Origin of the sequence: Bacteroides sp. D55t1_190419_B8 (assembly GCF_015558905.1) — a bacterium.
Lineage (GTDB): Bacteria > Bacteroidota > Bacteroidia > Bacteroidales > Bacteroidaceae > Bacteroides > Bacteroides vicugnae.
Genome location: NZ_JADMOU010000008.1, coordinates 55,246 through 72,450 on the forward strand (window position 1 = coordinate 55,246; position 17,205 = coordinate 72,450).

8 protein-coding genes are annotated in these 17,205 nt (G+C 44.2%); all 8 read right to left on the minus strand.

The annotated features are described in order from the left end of the window. Window positions 1–3: 3 nt before the first annotated feature. The 8 genes from I2I13_RS09590 to I2I13_RS09625 all read right to left on the minus strand — a co-directional run bounded on the left by I2I13_RS09590 (window position 4) and on the right by I2I13_RS09625 (window position 17,199). Complete coding sequence (locus I2I13_RS09590; protein ID WP_195649340.1) at window positions 4–3,270, minus strand: TonB-dependent receptor; 3,267 nt, start codon at window positions 3,268–3,270, stop codon at window positions 4–6. A 1,153-nt stretch (window positions 3,271–4,423) separates the two neighbouring features. Beyond that, window positions 4,424–6,877 carry a glycoside hydrolase family 3 protein gene (locus I2I13_RS09595; RefSeq protein ID WP_195649341.1) on the minus strand — a complete coding sequence of 818 codons (2,454 nt, stop codon included), beginning with the start codon at window positions 6,875–6,877 and terminating at the stop codon, window positions 4,424–4,426. 79 nt (window positions 6,878–6,956) lie between these two features. Beyond that, window positions 6,957–9,164, minus strand: coding sequence for a glycoside hydrolase family 3 N-terminal domain-containing protein (locus I2I13_RS09600; RefSeq protein WP_195649342.1), 2,208 nt, complete (start codon window positions 9,162–9,164; stop codon window positions 6,957–6,959). Window positions 9,165–9,231: 67 nt separating this feature from the next. Continuing rightward, entirely contained in the window at window positions 9,232–10,086 is an 855-nt protein-coding gene (locus I2I13_RS09605; protein ID WP_195649343.1) for a DUF4886 domain-containing protein, read from the minus strand. A 24-nt stretch (window positions 10,087–10,110) separates the two neighbouring features. Continuing rightward, window positions 10,111–11,904: a glycoside hydrolase family 2 protein gene (locus I2I13_RS09610; protein WP_195649344.1), complete on the minus strand. Its 1,794-nt coding sequence runs from the start codon at window positions 11,902–11,904 to the stop codon at window positions 10,111–10,113. Between the two features lie 28 nt (window positions 11,905–11,932). Next, window positions 11,933–13,234 carry an acetylxylan esterase gene (locus I2I13_RS09615; RefSeq protein ID WP_004311196.1) on the minus strand — a complete coding sequence of 434 codons (1,302 nt, stop codon included), beginning with the start codon at window positions 13,232–13,234 and terminating at the stop codon, window positions 11,933–11,935. Window positions 13,235–13,259: 25 nt separating this feature from the next. After that, window positions 13,260–15,326: an alpha-galactosidase gene (locus tag I2I13_RS09620; RefSeq protein WP_004302512.1), complete on the minus strand. Its 2,067-nt coding sequence runs from the start codon at window positions 15,324–15,326 to the stop codon at window positions 13,260–13,262. Continuing rightward, window positions 15,319–17,199, minus strand: coding sequence for an FAD-dependent oxidoreductase (locus tag I2I13_RS09625; RefSeq protein ID WP_008646516.1), 1,881 nt, complete (start codon window positions 17,197–17,199; stop codon window positions 15,319–15,321). Before I2I13_RS09625 ends, I2I13_RS09620 begins: the two co-directional genes overlap by 8 nt. Window positions 17,200–17,205: the final 6 nt, after the last annotated feature.

Genomic DNA, 17,205 nt, shown 5'->3' on the forward strand with positions numbered 1-17,205 from the left:
AAATTAGAAGTTAACATTTAAACCTACCGAGATGGTGCGCTGCAACGGATAGAGTTTACCATTATTCGCATCATAAGTGCTTTCCAAAGCCTCCGGGTCGAAAATCTTGGACATATGAGAGAATGTCAACAGATTGTCACCCGACACATATACGCGAACTGAAGACATTCCAGCTTTATTCGTCCAGCTCTTAGGCAACGTGTAGCCAATCTGAACATTCTTAATACGGCAGTAAGCTGCATTCTGAATATAACGGCTCTGCACCGCCATATTTCTCGAATCACTTTTCAACACGCGTGGATAATAGGCATTTGTATTAGCACCCAACGGGTCACCCTCCGGGCGCCAGAAGTCCCAATGTTCCTTAAATCCGGTAGCCTGCCATTCGTCCACTCCATTGGCTCCCCAGAAATAGGGACCGCTCAACACATAATCGCGCTTGGCCACTCCTTGCAGAAATATACGGAAATCCACACCTTTCCATGCTGCATCCAACGTGATACCATATTTAAATCGAGGTGTATTATTGCCCAAAATCACACGGTCACCGGGTTTCTCTGTGGTATTATCACCTGTCGAGATCACTCCATCGCCGTCTACATCCTTATACATGATATCACCTGCTCCCCACTTGCTTCCCAAAGAAGACTGATCCACTTTGGCCAAGTGAGCATCCATCTCTTCCTGTGATTGTGCGATACCTACCGTTTCATATCCCCAGATTTCTCCTTTCATCATTCCCGGATAATATGCTTCGGAAAGTTTGTTGTTTTCATTCGGATAGCGAGTGATTTTCTGTTGGTCATCGGCTAACGTAAATTTGGCACCATAAGAGAAATCACCAATCATATCTCTCCACCCCAGTTCCAGCTCAAAACCATAGGATTTCATATCGGAATTGTTGATTTTCGGAGGAGTAGCACCCAATACGGAAGATAATTCCGGAGCCGGGCCAATCATATCATACGTCCAACGCACAAAGTAATCGAACGAACCGGTCAAGCGATTATTAAACAGCCCCCAGTCCAAACCGACGTCCCAGGTTTCAATCGTTTCCCAAGTCTTCAAGCTGGAGACGATACCGGGTAAGCTTGCATAATTCGGTCTTTTTCCATTCACCAACCAGTTGTAATCAGTGCCTTGTGGCATCGTCTGATAGAAAGGATACCATGCATCCTTAGTATCCGTATTTCCCAACTGTCCCCATGAACCTCTTAATTTCAATACATCAACATGAGCTTTATCAGCTATATCCCTGAAGAAATCTTCACGTGCTATATTCCATCCAACTGACAATGACGGGAAAAATCCCCAACGCTTGTCATTAATGAAACGGGACGAACCGTCATAACGACCGTTCAACTCTATCAGATAACGCTCTTTATAATTATAGTTGATACGCCCGAAGAATCCAGCTACCCCATTGTGTGCATATCCACCGGAAGTAGTAGGAGATTCCGTTGCTGTATTCAGTGTAGGCACAGAATTGGAGATCAGCGTATTCTTCTGCCCCGACAAACTTCTTGTTTTATACAACTCTGCATTAAAACCTGCCATCACTTTAAAGTAATGACCGCTTTCATATTGTTTAAAATAATCGGAATAGATATTCGTGCTGTAATAATTCTCTTTATAATTATATTCGTTCACAACGGAACTGCCGGCTCCATAACCTCCCCATGGTATAGAATACGGATTACCGTCACCGTCATGAGAGAAGATAGGCAATACTTCCCAATGTTCATTTTTGTTTTCCGTTCTTAGAGCACCCTCGATATTAATTGTCCAGTTCTTGATCGGTTCAAACACAAACTGCAACTGTTGAGTGTTCAGGTCTTTCTGGTTAGTTTGCCGGCCACCATCCTCCAATTCTGTGATTTCCACACCATTCATGGGATAGCCATTGGGATCGTAAGCCGGACAGGTGGGCCAGCGGCGAGCGATATTATGGAAGAATAAGCCGGTCAGATAAGAGGGTCGGTCAAAGTCCTCACGTGTCCATTTGGTAGAATAATTCACTCGGAACCAATCTGTGATCTGCGCTGTAATGGTGCTATTCATTGTATAACGTTGCAAATTATCTTCACCATGCCGCAACAGACCGTTCTGGTCCATAAAACTACCGCTCAATGAGAATTGGATTTTCTCATTACCTCCCGAAATACTTAGATTATGCTCTTGAGATGGCACCCAGTCATTGTAAAATTCTTTAAACCAATCCGTATTAGCATTCGCTCCGCCATAATTGTTCCAACGGTTATTATTCGTATTCAGTGTTGTGACGAATGTTGTCTTTCCTTCCTGATAATCTTTTATTTTCTGTAACTGCTCGGATGAGAACGGAGCCTCACCGGATCTGCCCGCATTCTCTGCGGCACGATTAAAGTACTGGGCAAAAGTATATGAGTCCATCATTTCAGGCACTGATACCGCATCGCTGAAACGGACATTTCCATTATAACTGACTCTGGCTTTACCCGCTTTCCCTTTCTTGGTTTGAATCAGAATAACACCAAAAGCAGCACGCGCTCCATAAATAGAGGCAGAAGCAGCGTCTTTCAAAACAGAAACCGTTTCTATATCATTCGGATTCAACGAATTAAGATTACCTTCGATACCGTCAATCAACACAAGTGGAGACGACCCGGAACCATCACCGATTGTTCCTGCACCACGAATATTAAAACTCATCGAACCATCCAAGGCTCCACCTTCACTTCCTACCGTGAAGTTCAATCCTGGCACTGTACCCTGTAGGGCCTGCGCCACATTGGTTACAGGACGTGCAGCCAACACTTTCGCATCGACCATACCTACCGCACCGGTTACATTTACTTTTTTTTGTGTTCCGTAGCCTACAACGACTACTTCGTCGAGCTGTTCCGAATCTTCTTTCATAACGATATTAAGGGGTGTCCCATCAGCTTTCACGGTAATAGTTTTATAACCAATAAACGAAAGTGAGAGAACTGCTCCTTTGGGGGAATCGATAGAGAAGCGTCCGTTGAGATCAGTAACAGTACCTGTGGCAGTACCTTGCACCTTTACAGAGACTCCAATAAGAGGTTCTCCGTTTTCATCCACTACAACACCTGTAGTCTTTACTTTTTGCTGCTGTATATCAGCAGTTTCCTGTGTTTCATTAGTATTAGCTACTGCTTGCATAGGTTGTGTGCACCATAACAATAAAGTAGCAACTGCTGCCATTTTCAGGCAACGTGTTCCCCGTCCTTCCATAAAGGCCGGGCATCGGTTAGTTTTTCTTGTCATACTTTAATTTATTCAGTTAGACATTAGTAAGTTAGAATTTCTAAGGTTTTGTGGTGCCTTCATATATTATTTGACACCATGTTTCAGGCAATTTGTGTGTTTAGTTTTCCATAGGCTTTTCTATTTTTATCTTAGGTTAATATTTGCCAGAGTTCTTGACGAACTTGGTTTTACCTATGCTTGGAAATACAACTTGGAAGGACATTTTAGATAAAACAATCATCCATACACTCGCACAGTTTTGAGTTCGATACTATTTGTATGTAAATTGCTATATAATAAATACTTATTTTGGTACCGAAGGCAAGTTGATAAAACTGTTATCACATTTTTGTTGCCAGAAAGCACAACGATCCAACTATTTTATTTTAAAATATTTTAGTAGATTCACTTGCGTAATACTTTATTTTATTCTACTTTTGTTTTACTATAATGATATTCTGAACGATTATTTTGTTGTTATTAAGAATTAAAAATAATAAGGCATTCGTTTTCATATCAAAATAAAACCAAGTTCGTCAAGAACTCGGTTTTCATTTCTCTCTTTCTCTAATCGATATTGCAATATACACTACCCATTTCCTTTGACTAAATAACACCTATCTATCAATATCATTAACTTTATGGATAGAGAACTGATGATAAGAAGCTATTTTAACAGGTACTTATTTATAAATAAAAAATGGAGAAGAGTGGAGAAAAGGGTAGAAAACTGGAACCTGGTTCATAGTTATAAACTCAACACTAGATTTCTGAAAACGAATATACAACTATTAAGAAGCATTTAGAAGGTTCACAGGTTTCATTTTCAGTTTAACAACTATGAATCAACGTTTTACAGTGACATAAAGCACAAAATACAGAAGATATCATCTTTCACCATTAGGGTCTTTCATATAGATTAAGGACATATAGATCCAATATACAGGGCATATATACGCAATGTGTTGGATATATATATCCAACACATTGCGTATATATACTCTACAAATCAGGTATTAATATCCTAGGGATAGAGTATTAGTGCCTGATTACTTAGGTGCTAATTTCCGGTTGACGGCAGTTTTATTTGTTTTAAACCTGCGAACAGTTTGTTTCATGCCTCGAAACAGATTGTTTACCGGCATGAACAAGGCTTTTGATGCATCGGTAATTATAATTCAATCGCAGCCTTTAAAGGTAATTGATTGGAAGCCGGACCGACAAGAATCTCAAATACACCCTTTTCTACTACAAAGCGATGTTGATTCATATCGTAATAAGAAAATGCGTCTTCATTCAATACAATAGAAAGGCGTTGTGTCTCTCCTTTCTTCAAGAACACCTTATCATAGCCTTTCAGTTCTTTCAAAGGACGGGGAACGGAAGATTCTACATCATGCACATATACCTGGGCTATTTCCGAAGCATCCATTTTTCCTGTATTCTTTATATCAAAGCTAACCGTCACCTGATGTTCACCGGTTTTCTCCACAGCTAAATTACTATAAGCGAAAGTAGAATAAGACAACCCATAGCCAAATGGATAAAAAGGTTCTTTGCCCGAACGGTCATATCCCCGATAGCCAACAAAAACACCCTCTGAATAATCGACACGCTTAATTTCCGCTTTCAGATTCTCATAATAGCTGTCATGCACCGGATTATCTTCCCATTTCTTTTCGATAGAAATCGGCAACTTACCACTCGGAGAAATCTTTCCAGTCAATATTTCGGCTATTGCCTGTCCACCCTCCTGTCCGGGATACCATGCCATCAAAATCGCTTTTGCAGCCTCATGCCAAGAGGTAAAGTCAACTCCACCGCCAGCATTTAACACTACTACCAGATTCGGATGCAGAGAAGCTACTTTCTGAATGAATAATTCCTGATAATGTAACAGAGCAAACGGGCGATCGAACCCCTCTCCTTCTGTATTACTATTGAAACCGGTACAGAATACAACATTATCCACCTTTGCCAATCCTTGACGAAGTTTCTCTTCATTCAGCCTGGATGCTTTAAAACGGATAATTGCTGAAGAGATATTATCAAAAAACTCGATTCGGAAACTGTATTCTTTACCTGCCTCAACCGGCAGTTCCACTTCACGGCTTGAATATGAATGATTACCCCAATCGCCTGTAATATGCTTATCATTCACAAACAGGCGATAACCATCATCGCCACCAATGGATAGTTTTAATAATCCATCCTTTTGAGACATATAACTGGCTGTCCAACGGACAGAAAATCCATCTTCCGGAAAACCTTCCAGTGGTGCTCCATATTGCCAGTCATAATCAACTGATGCTTCTGTACGAGTGACCTCCGGTTGTCCTGAAAGCGTTTTATTCTTAAAATATTCGGCTTTAAATCCTTTCGTCTGCCGAGCGGCATCCGCATAAAATTCATGAAGAATATCCTCATAAATCACATCGTCCGTCAACTGAACGAGGTTCTTTTTTTTCAGTTTTCCCAGTCCCTCACTAACAGATACCGTAGAAAATGGAGTTACAAAACCACTTCCACCACCTGTAGGAATGCGGTCGGCATTGGGCCCCATCACAGCAGTCTTTCCTTTTAAGGGGAGTAGATTTCCTTCATTCTTCAGTAAGACTACACCTTCGCGTGCCAGTTCTAAAGCAGCCTGGCGGGAAAAAGGATTATCCTGCGCGATGTTACTGTCTTTCTGTTCCTTATCCAGCATGCCGTAAGCAATCAAGGTCTGCAAGATATGCTGCACTTTCAGATTGATGGTTTCTTCTGTCACCGTACCGTTTTTGATAGCAGGTATAAGATTGTCGACATTCATAAAACGTCCTTTCGGCATTTCAAGATCAAGTCCGGCATTAGCGGCTCCTACGGCAGAATATACGGAAGTCCAGTCCGACATTAAGATACCTTTAAATCCCCAGAGATTACGCAAGATATCAATATTCAACCATTTATGTTCGGTAGCATGGACACCGTTCAGAAGATTATAGCTGTTCATAACAGCACTTACATTCGCTTCCTGTACAGCTTTCCGAAAGGCCGGAAAATAAATCTCGTGCAAAGTACGTTCGTCTATGTCCGAACTGGCATGATGACGGCTCCATTCCTGATTATTAGCTGCAAAGTGCTTGATGGTGGCAATAACTCCTTCCGATTGCACGCCCAGGATATATTGTTTAGCCGTTTCACCCGTTAAATAAGGGTCTTCGCCAAAGTATTCAAAGTTACGTCCACACATAGGAGCGCGGTAGATATTTACTCCCGGCCCGAGCAGTATATTCACTCCTCTAGCTTTGGCATCCTGTCCCAATCCTTGCCCCAGTTGATAAAGCAGACTCCGGTTCCAGGTAGAAGCGGAAAGTATTCCAGAAGGATAGAGAGTGCTCTTGGGGGCATGATTACGAATTCCCTGCGGTCCGTCCGCCAGTTTTATTTCAGGAATTCCCAAACGGGGGATTGCACGAAGCGAGAAGCTGGTATATCCGGAGATATACTCTATTTTCTCTTGCAAAGTCATTTTAGATACAATTTCCCTGGCACGTTGTTCGGCTTGGGGAGTGATTGTCTGCGCACAGGTTAATATGCTCCATGCAAGCATACATAAACCTATGCCTCCTATTTTCTTTTTCATGGTGATTTTGTATTAATATAGCATATGTCAAAAACCAACTTGGCTATCAGCTCTTGACACACTTTTGTTCTTTACATTTTTAGTCTATCAGTTCTATTTTAACGGTCTGTCCCTGTACCAAAATATGATATTCTCCGGCTTCAAGGAATCGTTTACCATCCTCATTGACAAAACCGAAATCACGTTCCAGGTCTATGTCAAAACGGAAAGTCTTCGTTTCTCCGGCTTTAATCAACTGTTTTTCAAAATGTTTCAGTTCTTTCACCGGGCGGGTAATCGAGCAATACGGATCGGATATAAACCAATGAACAGTCTCTGCTCCATCGCGAGCACCGACATTGGTAACAGTCACTTCTGCAGACAATCGATCGCCGCGCTTCACTTTAGTAGCAGAAGGGGTAACGGTGCCATACTTAAATTCAGTATAACTTAATCCATGCCCGAACGGATACAACGGATCGCTTGTTATATCTTTATAGAATCCTTGATGCCCACGTCCGCTCTTGCGGCGATTGTAATAAATAGGAATTTGTCCTGTGGAATAAGGGAACGTCATGGCAAGTTTACCGGATGGGGTGATACGTCCTGATAATATACCGGCCATCGGCAACGCTCCATTCACACCCGGTTGCCAGATTTCCAGTATAGCATCGGAAATCGGTTCCAGACGATTCAATTCCAACGGACGTCCATTCACCAATACCAGTACAATAGGCTTTCCGGCTTTCTTCAGTTCTGCGGCCAGCTCTTCCTGAATCTGCGGCAATGCGATAGAAGAACGGGAAGCATTCTCACCACTCCAGGTCATCATCTCACCCAAACAAAGAACAACTACATCAGACCAGCGTGCAGCTTCCAATGCTTCTGCAAATCCTTCTCTGTTATCTCCTTTCGTAGCACAGCCTGCTGCATAACGCAATTCAGCTTTTCCTGTAAATTCAGTAGCCAGTCCATTATAGAGCATGGCAACATCCGTATCTTTTCCATGACCACACCAAGAACCCAACAAGTCCCAACCATTTTTTGCCATTGGTCCTACCACGGCAATCTTCTTTTTATCAGTCAGCGGTAATGTTTTGTTTTCATTTTTCAGCAAGACCATGGATTCCGCCGCAAGCCGGGCTGCAATATCCATACTTTGCGGACGGAAGAAACGTTCTTTCTCACTTGTTGCGGGAGTATAAGGACGTTCGAACAGGCCGAGACGGAATTTCAAAAGTAGAACACGACGTACAGCCTCATCTACTTGAGCTACCGATACTCTGCCCTCTTCTACCAACTCTTGCAAATGGCGGTCGTAAGCATGAGACATCATATCCATTTCAAGACCGGCAGTAAACGCATGCCAGGCTGCTTCTTTTTTGGTCGCTGCCAATCCCTGATTTTTCAACTGTTCGATGGCTCCCCAATCGGAAACAATAAACCCATCATGCCCCCAACGTTTCTTTAATATCTCGGTCATTATGTAAGGATTGGCCGAACCCGGCACACCGCTGATATCATTAAAGGAACTCATCAGTGTTGCCGCACCTGCTTTCACACCCATCTCGTAAGGGAGCAGATAAGTATCCCAAAGAGTTTGTTTGGAGATCTCGGTATAGACATAGTCACGCCCAGCTTCGGATGCCCCGTAACCTACATAATGTTTCAGACAAGCTGCCATACGTTTTTCTGCTGACAAGTCATCTCCTTGATAACCTTTGACGGAAGCTGCACCGAATACCCCGTTTGTATAAGGATCTTCACCATAACCCTCTGCCACACGTCCCCAGCGAGGATCACGAGCCACGTCAATCATCGGTGAGAAAGTCCAGTCCACTCCCGACATACGCGCTTCCTGTGCAGATACAGCACACGCCTGCTCTACCAAATCCGGATTCCAGGAACAAGCCTGTGCCAACGAAATAGGATACACGGTACGGAAACCATGAATTGCATCGTAGCCGAAAATAATAGGAATACCCAGACGAGACTCTTCCATCGCTTTTTTCTGCATACTATTACGCAGTGCGGGATTTGTTTCGAAGTAAATCAGAGAACCGATTTCTGCGGGCACTTTCTTCACTTCTTCACCTACATTATTCACATTGTTATTCCGTCCCAGGGTATATTGATTAAGCTGCATCACTTTCTCTTCCAAAGTCATGCGGGATAGGAGATCATCTACGCGTTTCTCAATCGGAGCCTTTGCGTCTTTATATAGTGCAACATCTTTTTTATCTTTTGCCGAAAGGGTGCATATAGAACCTAGCAAACATAATCCGTAAACCAATACTTTCTTTCTCATCGATGTTTTCGTCGGTTAATTAGTATATAAATATAGCTTTATCAGACAGCCACAACATGGCTTCTTTTTATTGTCTTTCAGATAAATCAGTCACCCTATACGGATGCTTCACTGCTGCATGAGCAGCTTTCTGGGCAACAGCTTTTCGAGCCTCATCCAGGCTCTCCGGGCCATAAGGATTTCCGATTACATTGCGTTTGAAGATACGTTCGAACCAAGTGCAGGCAGCAGTATAACGTCCGACTTTCACATCCAGATGATATCCGTCACGGTTCATATGATCGCCGATGAAAGAGGTACGGGCATTCTGTATGGCAGTGCCCGTAGGGATAATCATCTTAATCTTATATGCCTTACCTGCTTTTTTCACTGCATCTACAATTGCGTGATACATCGTCAGCTGATCGCGGTTGTAGTTTTTAAATCCATCGTGATTGGAAGTGGATGCATAGGCCCAAGTCTGGTGCAGCATCAACTTTGTTTTCTTGGGAATACGTGCTTTTACATACTCTATGAGCTCGGGAAGAGAGGCTTCATACGTCTCATACATTCCCGAAAAAGTACTTGCCTGTTGCAGGCTGACATAATCCCAGTCTTCATCCGCCAGTACCATTTCCAAAGACATCTTGCCTTTTTCCCGTTTCTTTCCATCTGTACCGATTTTCCGGTAGGCATAGGCAGGAGCATTTTCACGGGCATTCTTCACATGGCGTTCTAAGGAACAGCCACCAATAAACATATTGCCGATTATGGTTGAAATACCTTCGGCTTCCGCAAGTTCATGCAGATATTGCTCCACGGCATCTTGGGAAAAGCTATTGCCGATAGCCAATATCTTAACTACCTTTTGTTGTCCATATACCCCCTCCGTCAGAAGGAGCAATATGAACATACAAATCGCAACAATTCTATATCTCTTCATCACAATCAAATATAGCTAAACCTATTAGTTATTTCTTTTTTTCATGTAATAATCTCTCATAAGATACCATGCCTTCTTGCGCATTCCCTGATCGGATATTAACCCTTTGCGGTTCCAGCCATCCTGATTAGTGGGGTGGAAACGGAACGGAGAACGGAAGTCGAACAGAATCCAGGGAGATACTCCACGCAGGTTAGGGATATTGTCGAACATACGAATATTGTCTCTATACAGACGTGCCTGATACTCTTCACTCCAGGAGCTGACTACATTCTCATCGCCAGACTGACCGTACAATGCTTCACCACCAAATTCAGAAATAATCAACGGTTTGTGCGTCACTACTTCCCAAATTGCATCTTTCGGTTCAACAGGCCATGGATGATACCAGCCCATATATTTATTGATTGCTACGACATCTAATTGGGAAGTAAAGGAATCTTCCATTACCAAACGCTGTTTCTCACTGTTAAAGCGCACAAGGTCAAAAGCGGCGACATACAGACGGGTAGTATCCAGCTGTTTGCCTGTTTCAAGCAGGGAAGTCAAAAAATCATTCCGTTCTTTGGAAGGCTGTGTTTCATTGGCAACACCCCAGTAACCTACTGCACAACGATTCTGATCGCGCTTTATCATTTCAGAAAGCATCTTCTGTGCTTTCTTACGGGTATCTTTGTCTGTAAAGTCAATGCCTTGCCAAATAGGAGTTTCCTGCCAGAGAAGGAAACCCATCTTTTCTGCCAAGCGTACCGTGTATTCATTCTGCGGATAATGTGCCAGACGAATCATGTTCACACCAAGCGCCTTAGCTTCATTCAGCAACATGGATGCATCGGCTTCCGAGAAAGCACGTCCCATGCGCTGCGGAATCTCTTCATGGAAAGAGATGCAACACATAAATGTCGGTTTCCCGTTCAGGTAAATATCCGTTCCTTTCACTGTGATGTTACGGAAGCCTATTTGTTCCTCCACGCGATCGGTACTTGAAGAAATGGCCACGCCATAGAGTTTCGGTTCTTCGGGCGACCAGCGTTGCAGTTTCTTTGCATTCAATACGGTTTCCGCTTTTCCTTCCGCATCAGTAGTAAGTTCCGCATTGATTTTAAGTTCGGGAATGGCGACTGTCACCTTTTCACCCGCCTTTTTATCAGAAAGACGTACACGGGCAATGATCCGGTCGGGAGCGTTTTTATCCAGTTGGATGAAGTAATCTTCTATAAATGTGCGGGGAGTTTTCACCAGCAACACATCTCTTGTGATGCCGCCATAATTCCACCAATCGAACGCCATAGCAGGAATGGCGTCCTTGGTACGACGATTGTTCACTTCTATTGCCAGGAAGTTATCGCCGTCTTTCAACAGGTCCGTCACTTCTACTTGGAAAGGGGTGAACCCGCCTTCATGTTCTGCTATTTCTTTTCCGTTCAGGTAGACTTTGCAACGATAGCTGACAGCACCAAAATAAAGAAACTGACGCTTGTCTGCCAGACGTTTGGCATCAAAATGACGCGCATACCATACAGTACCCTCATAATATTTCAGTTCGGACGACTGCGAGTTCCAGTCTCCCGGGACATTAAGACGCAAGCCGCCTTCGAATGCATATTCGTAGAAATCAGTATTTCCTTTCGGTTGCTGATTTTCATAGATTTTCATTCGTTGTCCCTGGTCGTACAGGTCGATAATGGCATTCCATTTACCATTCAGTGAATGAATGTCACGACCGTAGACATTCGTTATCAGTTCCTGTGCCGCAACGCTTCCTGCAAAAGCGATCAGCAACAACAGACATAGATTTAATTTCTTACCTATTTTCATTTATCTATTAGTTTGTGGTATTTATACATTATTCGTTTCTCGATTCATTCTTCAGGAAATTCATCACCCAGTTCCAGGCAGCACTCCACTGCTCTGCATAGGCATAATGGGCAGTCGTTTCGGCCACGAACAACTCTTTCGGAGCATTAATCATGTTGTAAGCCGAATAAGTGGTGGTAGGCGGACAGACCATATCATTATAACCGAAAGTATAGAATCCCGGTACTTTAACCTGCCGGGCAAAGTTGACTACATCAAAATACTGGATGGTTTTAATCTTCTCCGGTGTCCGGTTCCTTTCATCCTTAAACATGTGCGGCCAACCTCCTGCACGACCATGAGCATAACCTGCAATATCACACAAAGCCGGATAGAAAGAAACTAATCCTTTGACACGGTTATCCAGTCCGGCAATCACTATGGAAAGTGCTCCGCCCTGGCTTCCACCGAAAGTTGCCAGATTACCATTAAATTCGGGAAGTGTGTAAATGAAATCAATGGCTCTTACACAGCCTGTATAAACCCGTTTATAATAATACTTATCCCGATCGTCCGTGTTGAATGAATGGTAATTCTTCAAGGCCCCGTTATAAAGTCGGTGATATACATCTCCCGTCAGGTTGACCGGAATGCCGTGAATGCCGATCTCCAAAATGATAAAACCATTTCCGGCACGTTCAGGCTCTCCGTTATATGCGCGGATACCTGCACCCGGTACTTTCAAGATGGCCGGATATTTTCCAGGAGCTTTCGGCACACAAAGGATGCCATACATACGGGATGCATAGTCATTATTCGCAAAAGAAACATGATATACATTCACTTTGTCCGTACACTTTTCCGGCAATAAAGTCATTATAGGTTCCAGCGCCCACTTTTCAGCGGCTTCTTTGGTGCTCTTCCAGAATTCAAGAAAATCGGCGGGCAACGGAGTAGTCGGTTGTAGCTTCTCCGGATCAAAGCCGACGGTAGCTACACCTTCATATTCACGCCCTTGATAACTGACAAAAGCACGGCAACGCAGGAAACCCTCTTTTTTCATTGTACCTGCATTAATTTCGAGCTTTTCATTCTTCAAAGGTTGTTTACCTGTCTGATGAGGTTTCATCATATCTTCCGAAATCTCATAACGCACTTCCAGATGATCCTGTGGAATATTGCATTTCAGTACAGCTACTTTGAATTTCACTTTTTCTCCCGGTTGATACAACCAATTGGTGTGGTCGGGAGTGACCAGCACTTGAATCAGCCTTTCCGCCGGTTGCCCGTACACAACGAATTGCACGGCAACAAACAAAGCAAGAAAAACAGAACGCAAACTTTTTATCATAATTCCATTATTGTTTATAGTCTTTTCATGGTTTTACCTGATATTGATAAAGAGTGAAAGAATTCTTATCATTCAGCTCGAAACTTACTTTACCCTGTACACCAACTTCAGCAACAAACTTTTTGCCATTTCCCATCAAAGGAGTAAAAGTTACCTTCTTGCCTTCCGGAAGCCAAGTATCAATGGTTCTTTTGGCTATATCATTGTCTTCGCGGTAAATAATGAGATAACCTTGCGTGTCAGAGACTATTGATTGAAATCCTGTCCACGAGCGTCCCGAAGGTTCTTCACCAATGGGTAATATGATGCCTTGATGAAATTGAAGTTGCAAGGGTTGATATTCCTTGAGCAGAGTTGCCGTAGCATAAGCCTCTTCGGGCAGGTTCGAAGCCTCCATCCAAGCCAATGGCTGTGCCGCCAGGGTGATGGCAAAGAGGTAGTCGAAACTATAACGAGCGGGAGCAAATGGATCGGTAGTGCTGTACTTATCGGCATTACGCCATTTATTAAGGAATTCTATCTGCATCTTCTCGGCCGGTACATAGCGAGACAGCATCCAAAGATTACGCAAGGTGCGATAGGGATAATAGTTGCCCCAATCGGTATAACGGTTTTCCAGGAAGATATTGCCATACTCATTCATATAATGATATCCACCGCGACGACCGGCAGTGGCATCGAGGTTGAAAATCACCTCATGGTTGGTTTGTGCTAACACGGCATCAAACAACCGGCGCAAATTCTGTTCGGCTGTTTTAGTAGGTATTTGTAAGCCATCTATCTTGAAACAGCAGATGCCATACTCCTTGTAAAGCCCGATAATGACTTGCGCGTCTTTTTGCCAATCGGCAAAATCATTCTGTATACTAGGATTGAACCATAATCCGATACGAATACCCAATTTCTTTCCTTTCTCTACAATGCGTTTCAGTCCATGAGGGAATTTCGTGGGGTTGGGCGTCCAGTAATCGGCATTTTTCCAAATATCTTTAAAGCTGCCTCCGGCTGTCTTTGAGTTGGGACTTTTTCCGCTCTGCCAACCATCGTCCAGTTGAAAGAGGGTGACACCCAGACGTGCGGCACGATCCAGCTCAGCCAGACAGAAAGCCTCATCTATTTTGGCATCCTGACTACGGTCACCCCAGGTATTGAGCATAATCATCTCATCCTGTGCGGCAGTGTGGTGGCGCAGTTGTTTTTGATAAAGGCGCAATGCTGTTAGTGCTTCTTGTTCATCTCCGGTATAGACACCGGTAACGCATCCATAAACACGAGTCCAGCTATCCGGTTTCACATCATCAGATGCAATGCCCAGACCCACTACCATAAAATCGCTAAAGTCGGCCACGAAGTCGGAACCATTATAATGTAATTGGGTACTGCTGCAAGGAGCCTCTTTCAAGAAAAAGAAACCTTGCCGGGTAGCCACATCGTGAGCAAAAAGCAGATTACCACGATAGGTATTGCGACGGTAAGGAAGCCAGGTACGTTCTGTCACCAGATTGTCGTTCCAATCAGTATAGTCGAAGAACTCTACCGTACGGGCACGCCAATGATTACCGGAGAGTTGCAATCTGTCAATCGTCGGAGTTTTCACCCCCGTAGTCATATCGGCTGTGTGCTCTATATTTTTACGATCGGCATTAGAACGATTGTCATCTTTATTCTGGTAAAGTTCTACTTGTCCTTTCAGATAGGTATCGCAGGCAATGGCGGGACAGTCTGCATAAATGCGATAGCGACGTTCTATACTTAGAGAACCGATGGTGCAAGCCACAGTGGCTTGCAGATAGCTGGCATGTATACCATTCGTTGGAATCTCATTCACAGTGAAAGTAGCAGCTGTAGAGATGCCTTTCACAATCGAGAAGTCGGGCTCTTTGCCTTGAGCCGGGATTATTTTTCCACATAGCTTATCGGTGAGGCTAATGGTGACAGGTGTACCATTATTCCACAGCATGGTACGCTCCATGTAGTTATTGCCCATACGTAGTGTATCACCTTTCAGGAAAGCATAATAGTGTTGTCCCCCCCAAAGCGGCAATCCCAATATGGTTGAGAGAAATATCGTGATAATACTTTTTTTACTCATAGTTTGTCTGCGGTTTGATGTAAGCCGGAGCCTCCAACAATTTGTTGGGTTCGTTGAAACGTTGGTTATCGGGTACATTGTGTTTGCCCAAGCCTGCCTGCATAAGCTGCTTTAATTCGGGCAGATGATGATGATAGATATCACGCGGTTCTACGCCATGCTTATGACAGAGTCCGGCTGCCATACCTACTACTTCGCCCATCATACCAGTAGTACGCATCACACGCACCGTACCCAAGGCTACGTGTGTGCAACTCATATTACGACCTGCCATAAAGAGGTTATCCACATTGCGCGAATAAAGACAACGATAAGGGACAGCGTAAGGATGAATCCAACGATGCACCGTTGCCGACTTGAATTCATTATCAGGAAAACGCACACTGTTCACGCTATCGGGGAAGTGGAGGTCGATACTCCAAGTGGTAGTAAACGAAGCATCCTCGTGCGCCACATTTTTGTCTATATCGTCTTGTGCTAACACATAGTCGCCCAGAAGGCGGCGAGATTCACGTTTACCGGAAACATACGCCACCCAATCGAGTGAACGGTTGGCATACTTTTTACGATCCGCATAGTGATTCTTCAGATAGCTCCAATTGGAATATACCACCAAAAGTCCATAGTCGCGTATGCGTTCAGCCTCGGTGATTTGATTACGGTTCATTCCTGTTTCCCATTTCCATTCGCCCATAGTTACAGGCTCGCAATTATCAGCGCCAAAGCGCATACCATATTCGAAGCGGGGGAAAGAGGTCTTCTTCTTCATGTCCTTGCTATACCATTGTACCGATGCGCCCATCACTAGCGAGTCGGGCTGCTCGGGAGCGAGACTTTCGCCATATTCATCGCGGCCTTCACGTCCCATAGTCCAATCGGCACCGGCTAAGTAGCCTATGGTAGCATCGCCAGTGCAGTCACTAAAAAGAGGAGCGGTAAGTTCGGTTTGTTCACCCGTCTCAATATGTTGAATAGTGACTGATGCTATGCGATCACCCTGCATCTTTACGGCCACAGCACGTTGCGAAGCATAAAGGGTGATATTCTTTTCGGCAGCTATAAAGTCTTCCTTTTTCTGATCTTCATAATAGTCACCCGGTTGGGCATTACCGGAACGTTCATGACCGAATTCGCGTATCATACGGCCTAACCCCTCGTTGGGCCCCTTTTCGATGATACCACCCAGGTGTACACGTATCTCCGACGAATTATTACCACCCAGTACAGGACGATCGTTCACTAATGCCACCCTACAACCTAACCGGGCAGCAGCCGTAGCGGCACACATGCCGGCTACGCCTCCTCCCACTACCACAAAGTCGTACTGATGGGTGGGCACCGTTTGTTGTTGTTGCAAGCGGGCACGAAGTGCAGCTGTCTCTGCCTCGCCCCATGCAGTGGGTTGCGCATTCATATCAGTCGTGAGATAGATGGCATCACAACGACCATTAAAACCTGTAAGGTCTTTCAAAGCAAGGGTGATAGTACCCGCCTTCAATACGACCTTGCCGGCGGACTGCCATTGCCAGGAATTACCGGTGTGTCCCAACGTAGTTTTCAGTAACTTACCACCTAAAGCCAGACGAAACTTTCCGGGCCCTTCGGCATCGGTCCAAGGTGAAGTCCAGTTGTAGGTGCGGGCATATACATAGTAAGTGCCCGCCTGGGGAATATTGATTTCTGCCGTAGCATCGGCCACAGGAATACCCATGCCATGTGCCATGAGATAGGGTGAACCCATTTGATCCATGAACTGCTGGTCGAGCACCCAGCCGCCTCGCTGGCTGAAGCTTTCTGCTTCGATGAGCAGTTCTCCGGCTACAGCCACAAGGCTACAGGCTACGGCTATGCATGTCAGTAAGATTTTTTTCATCATAGC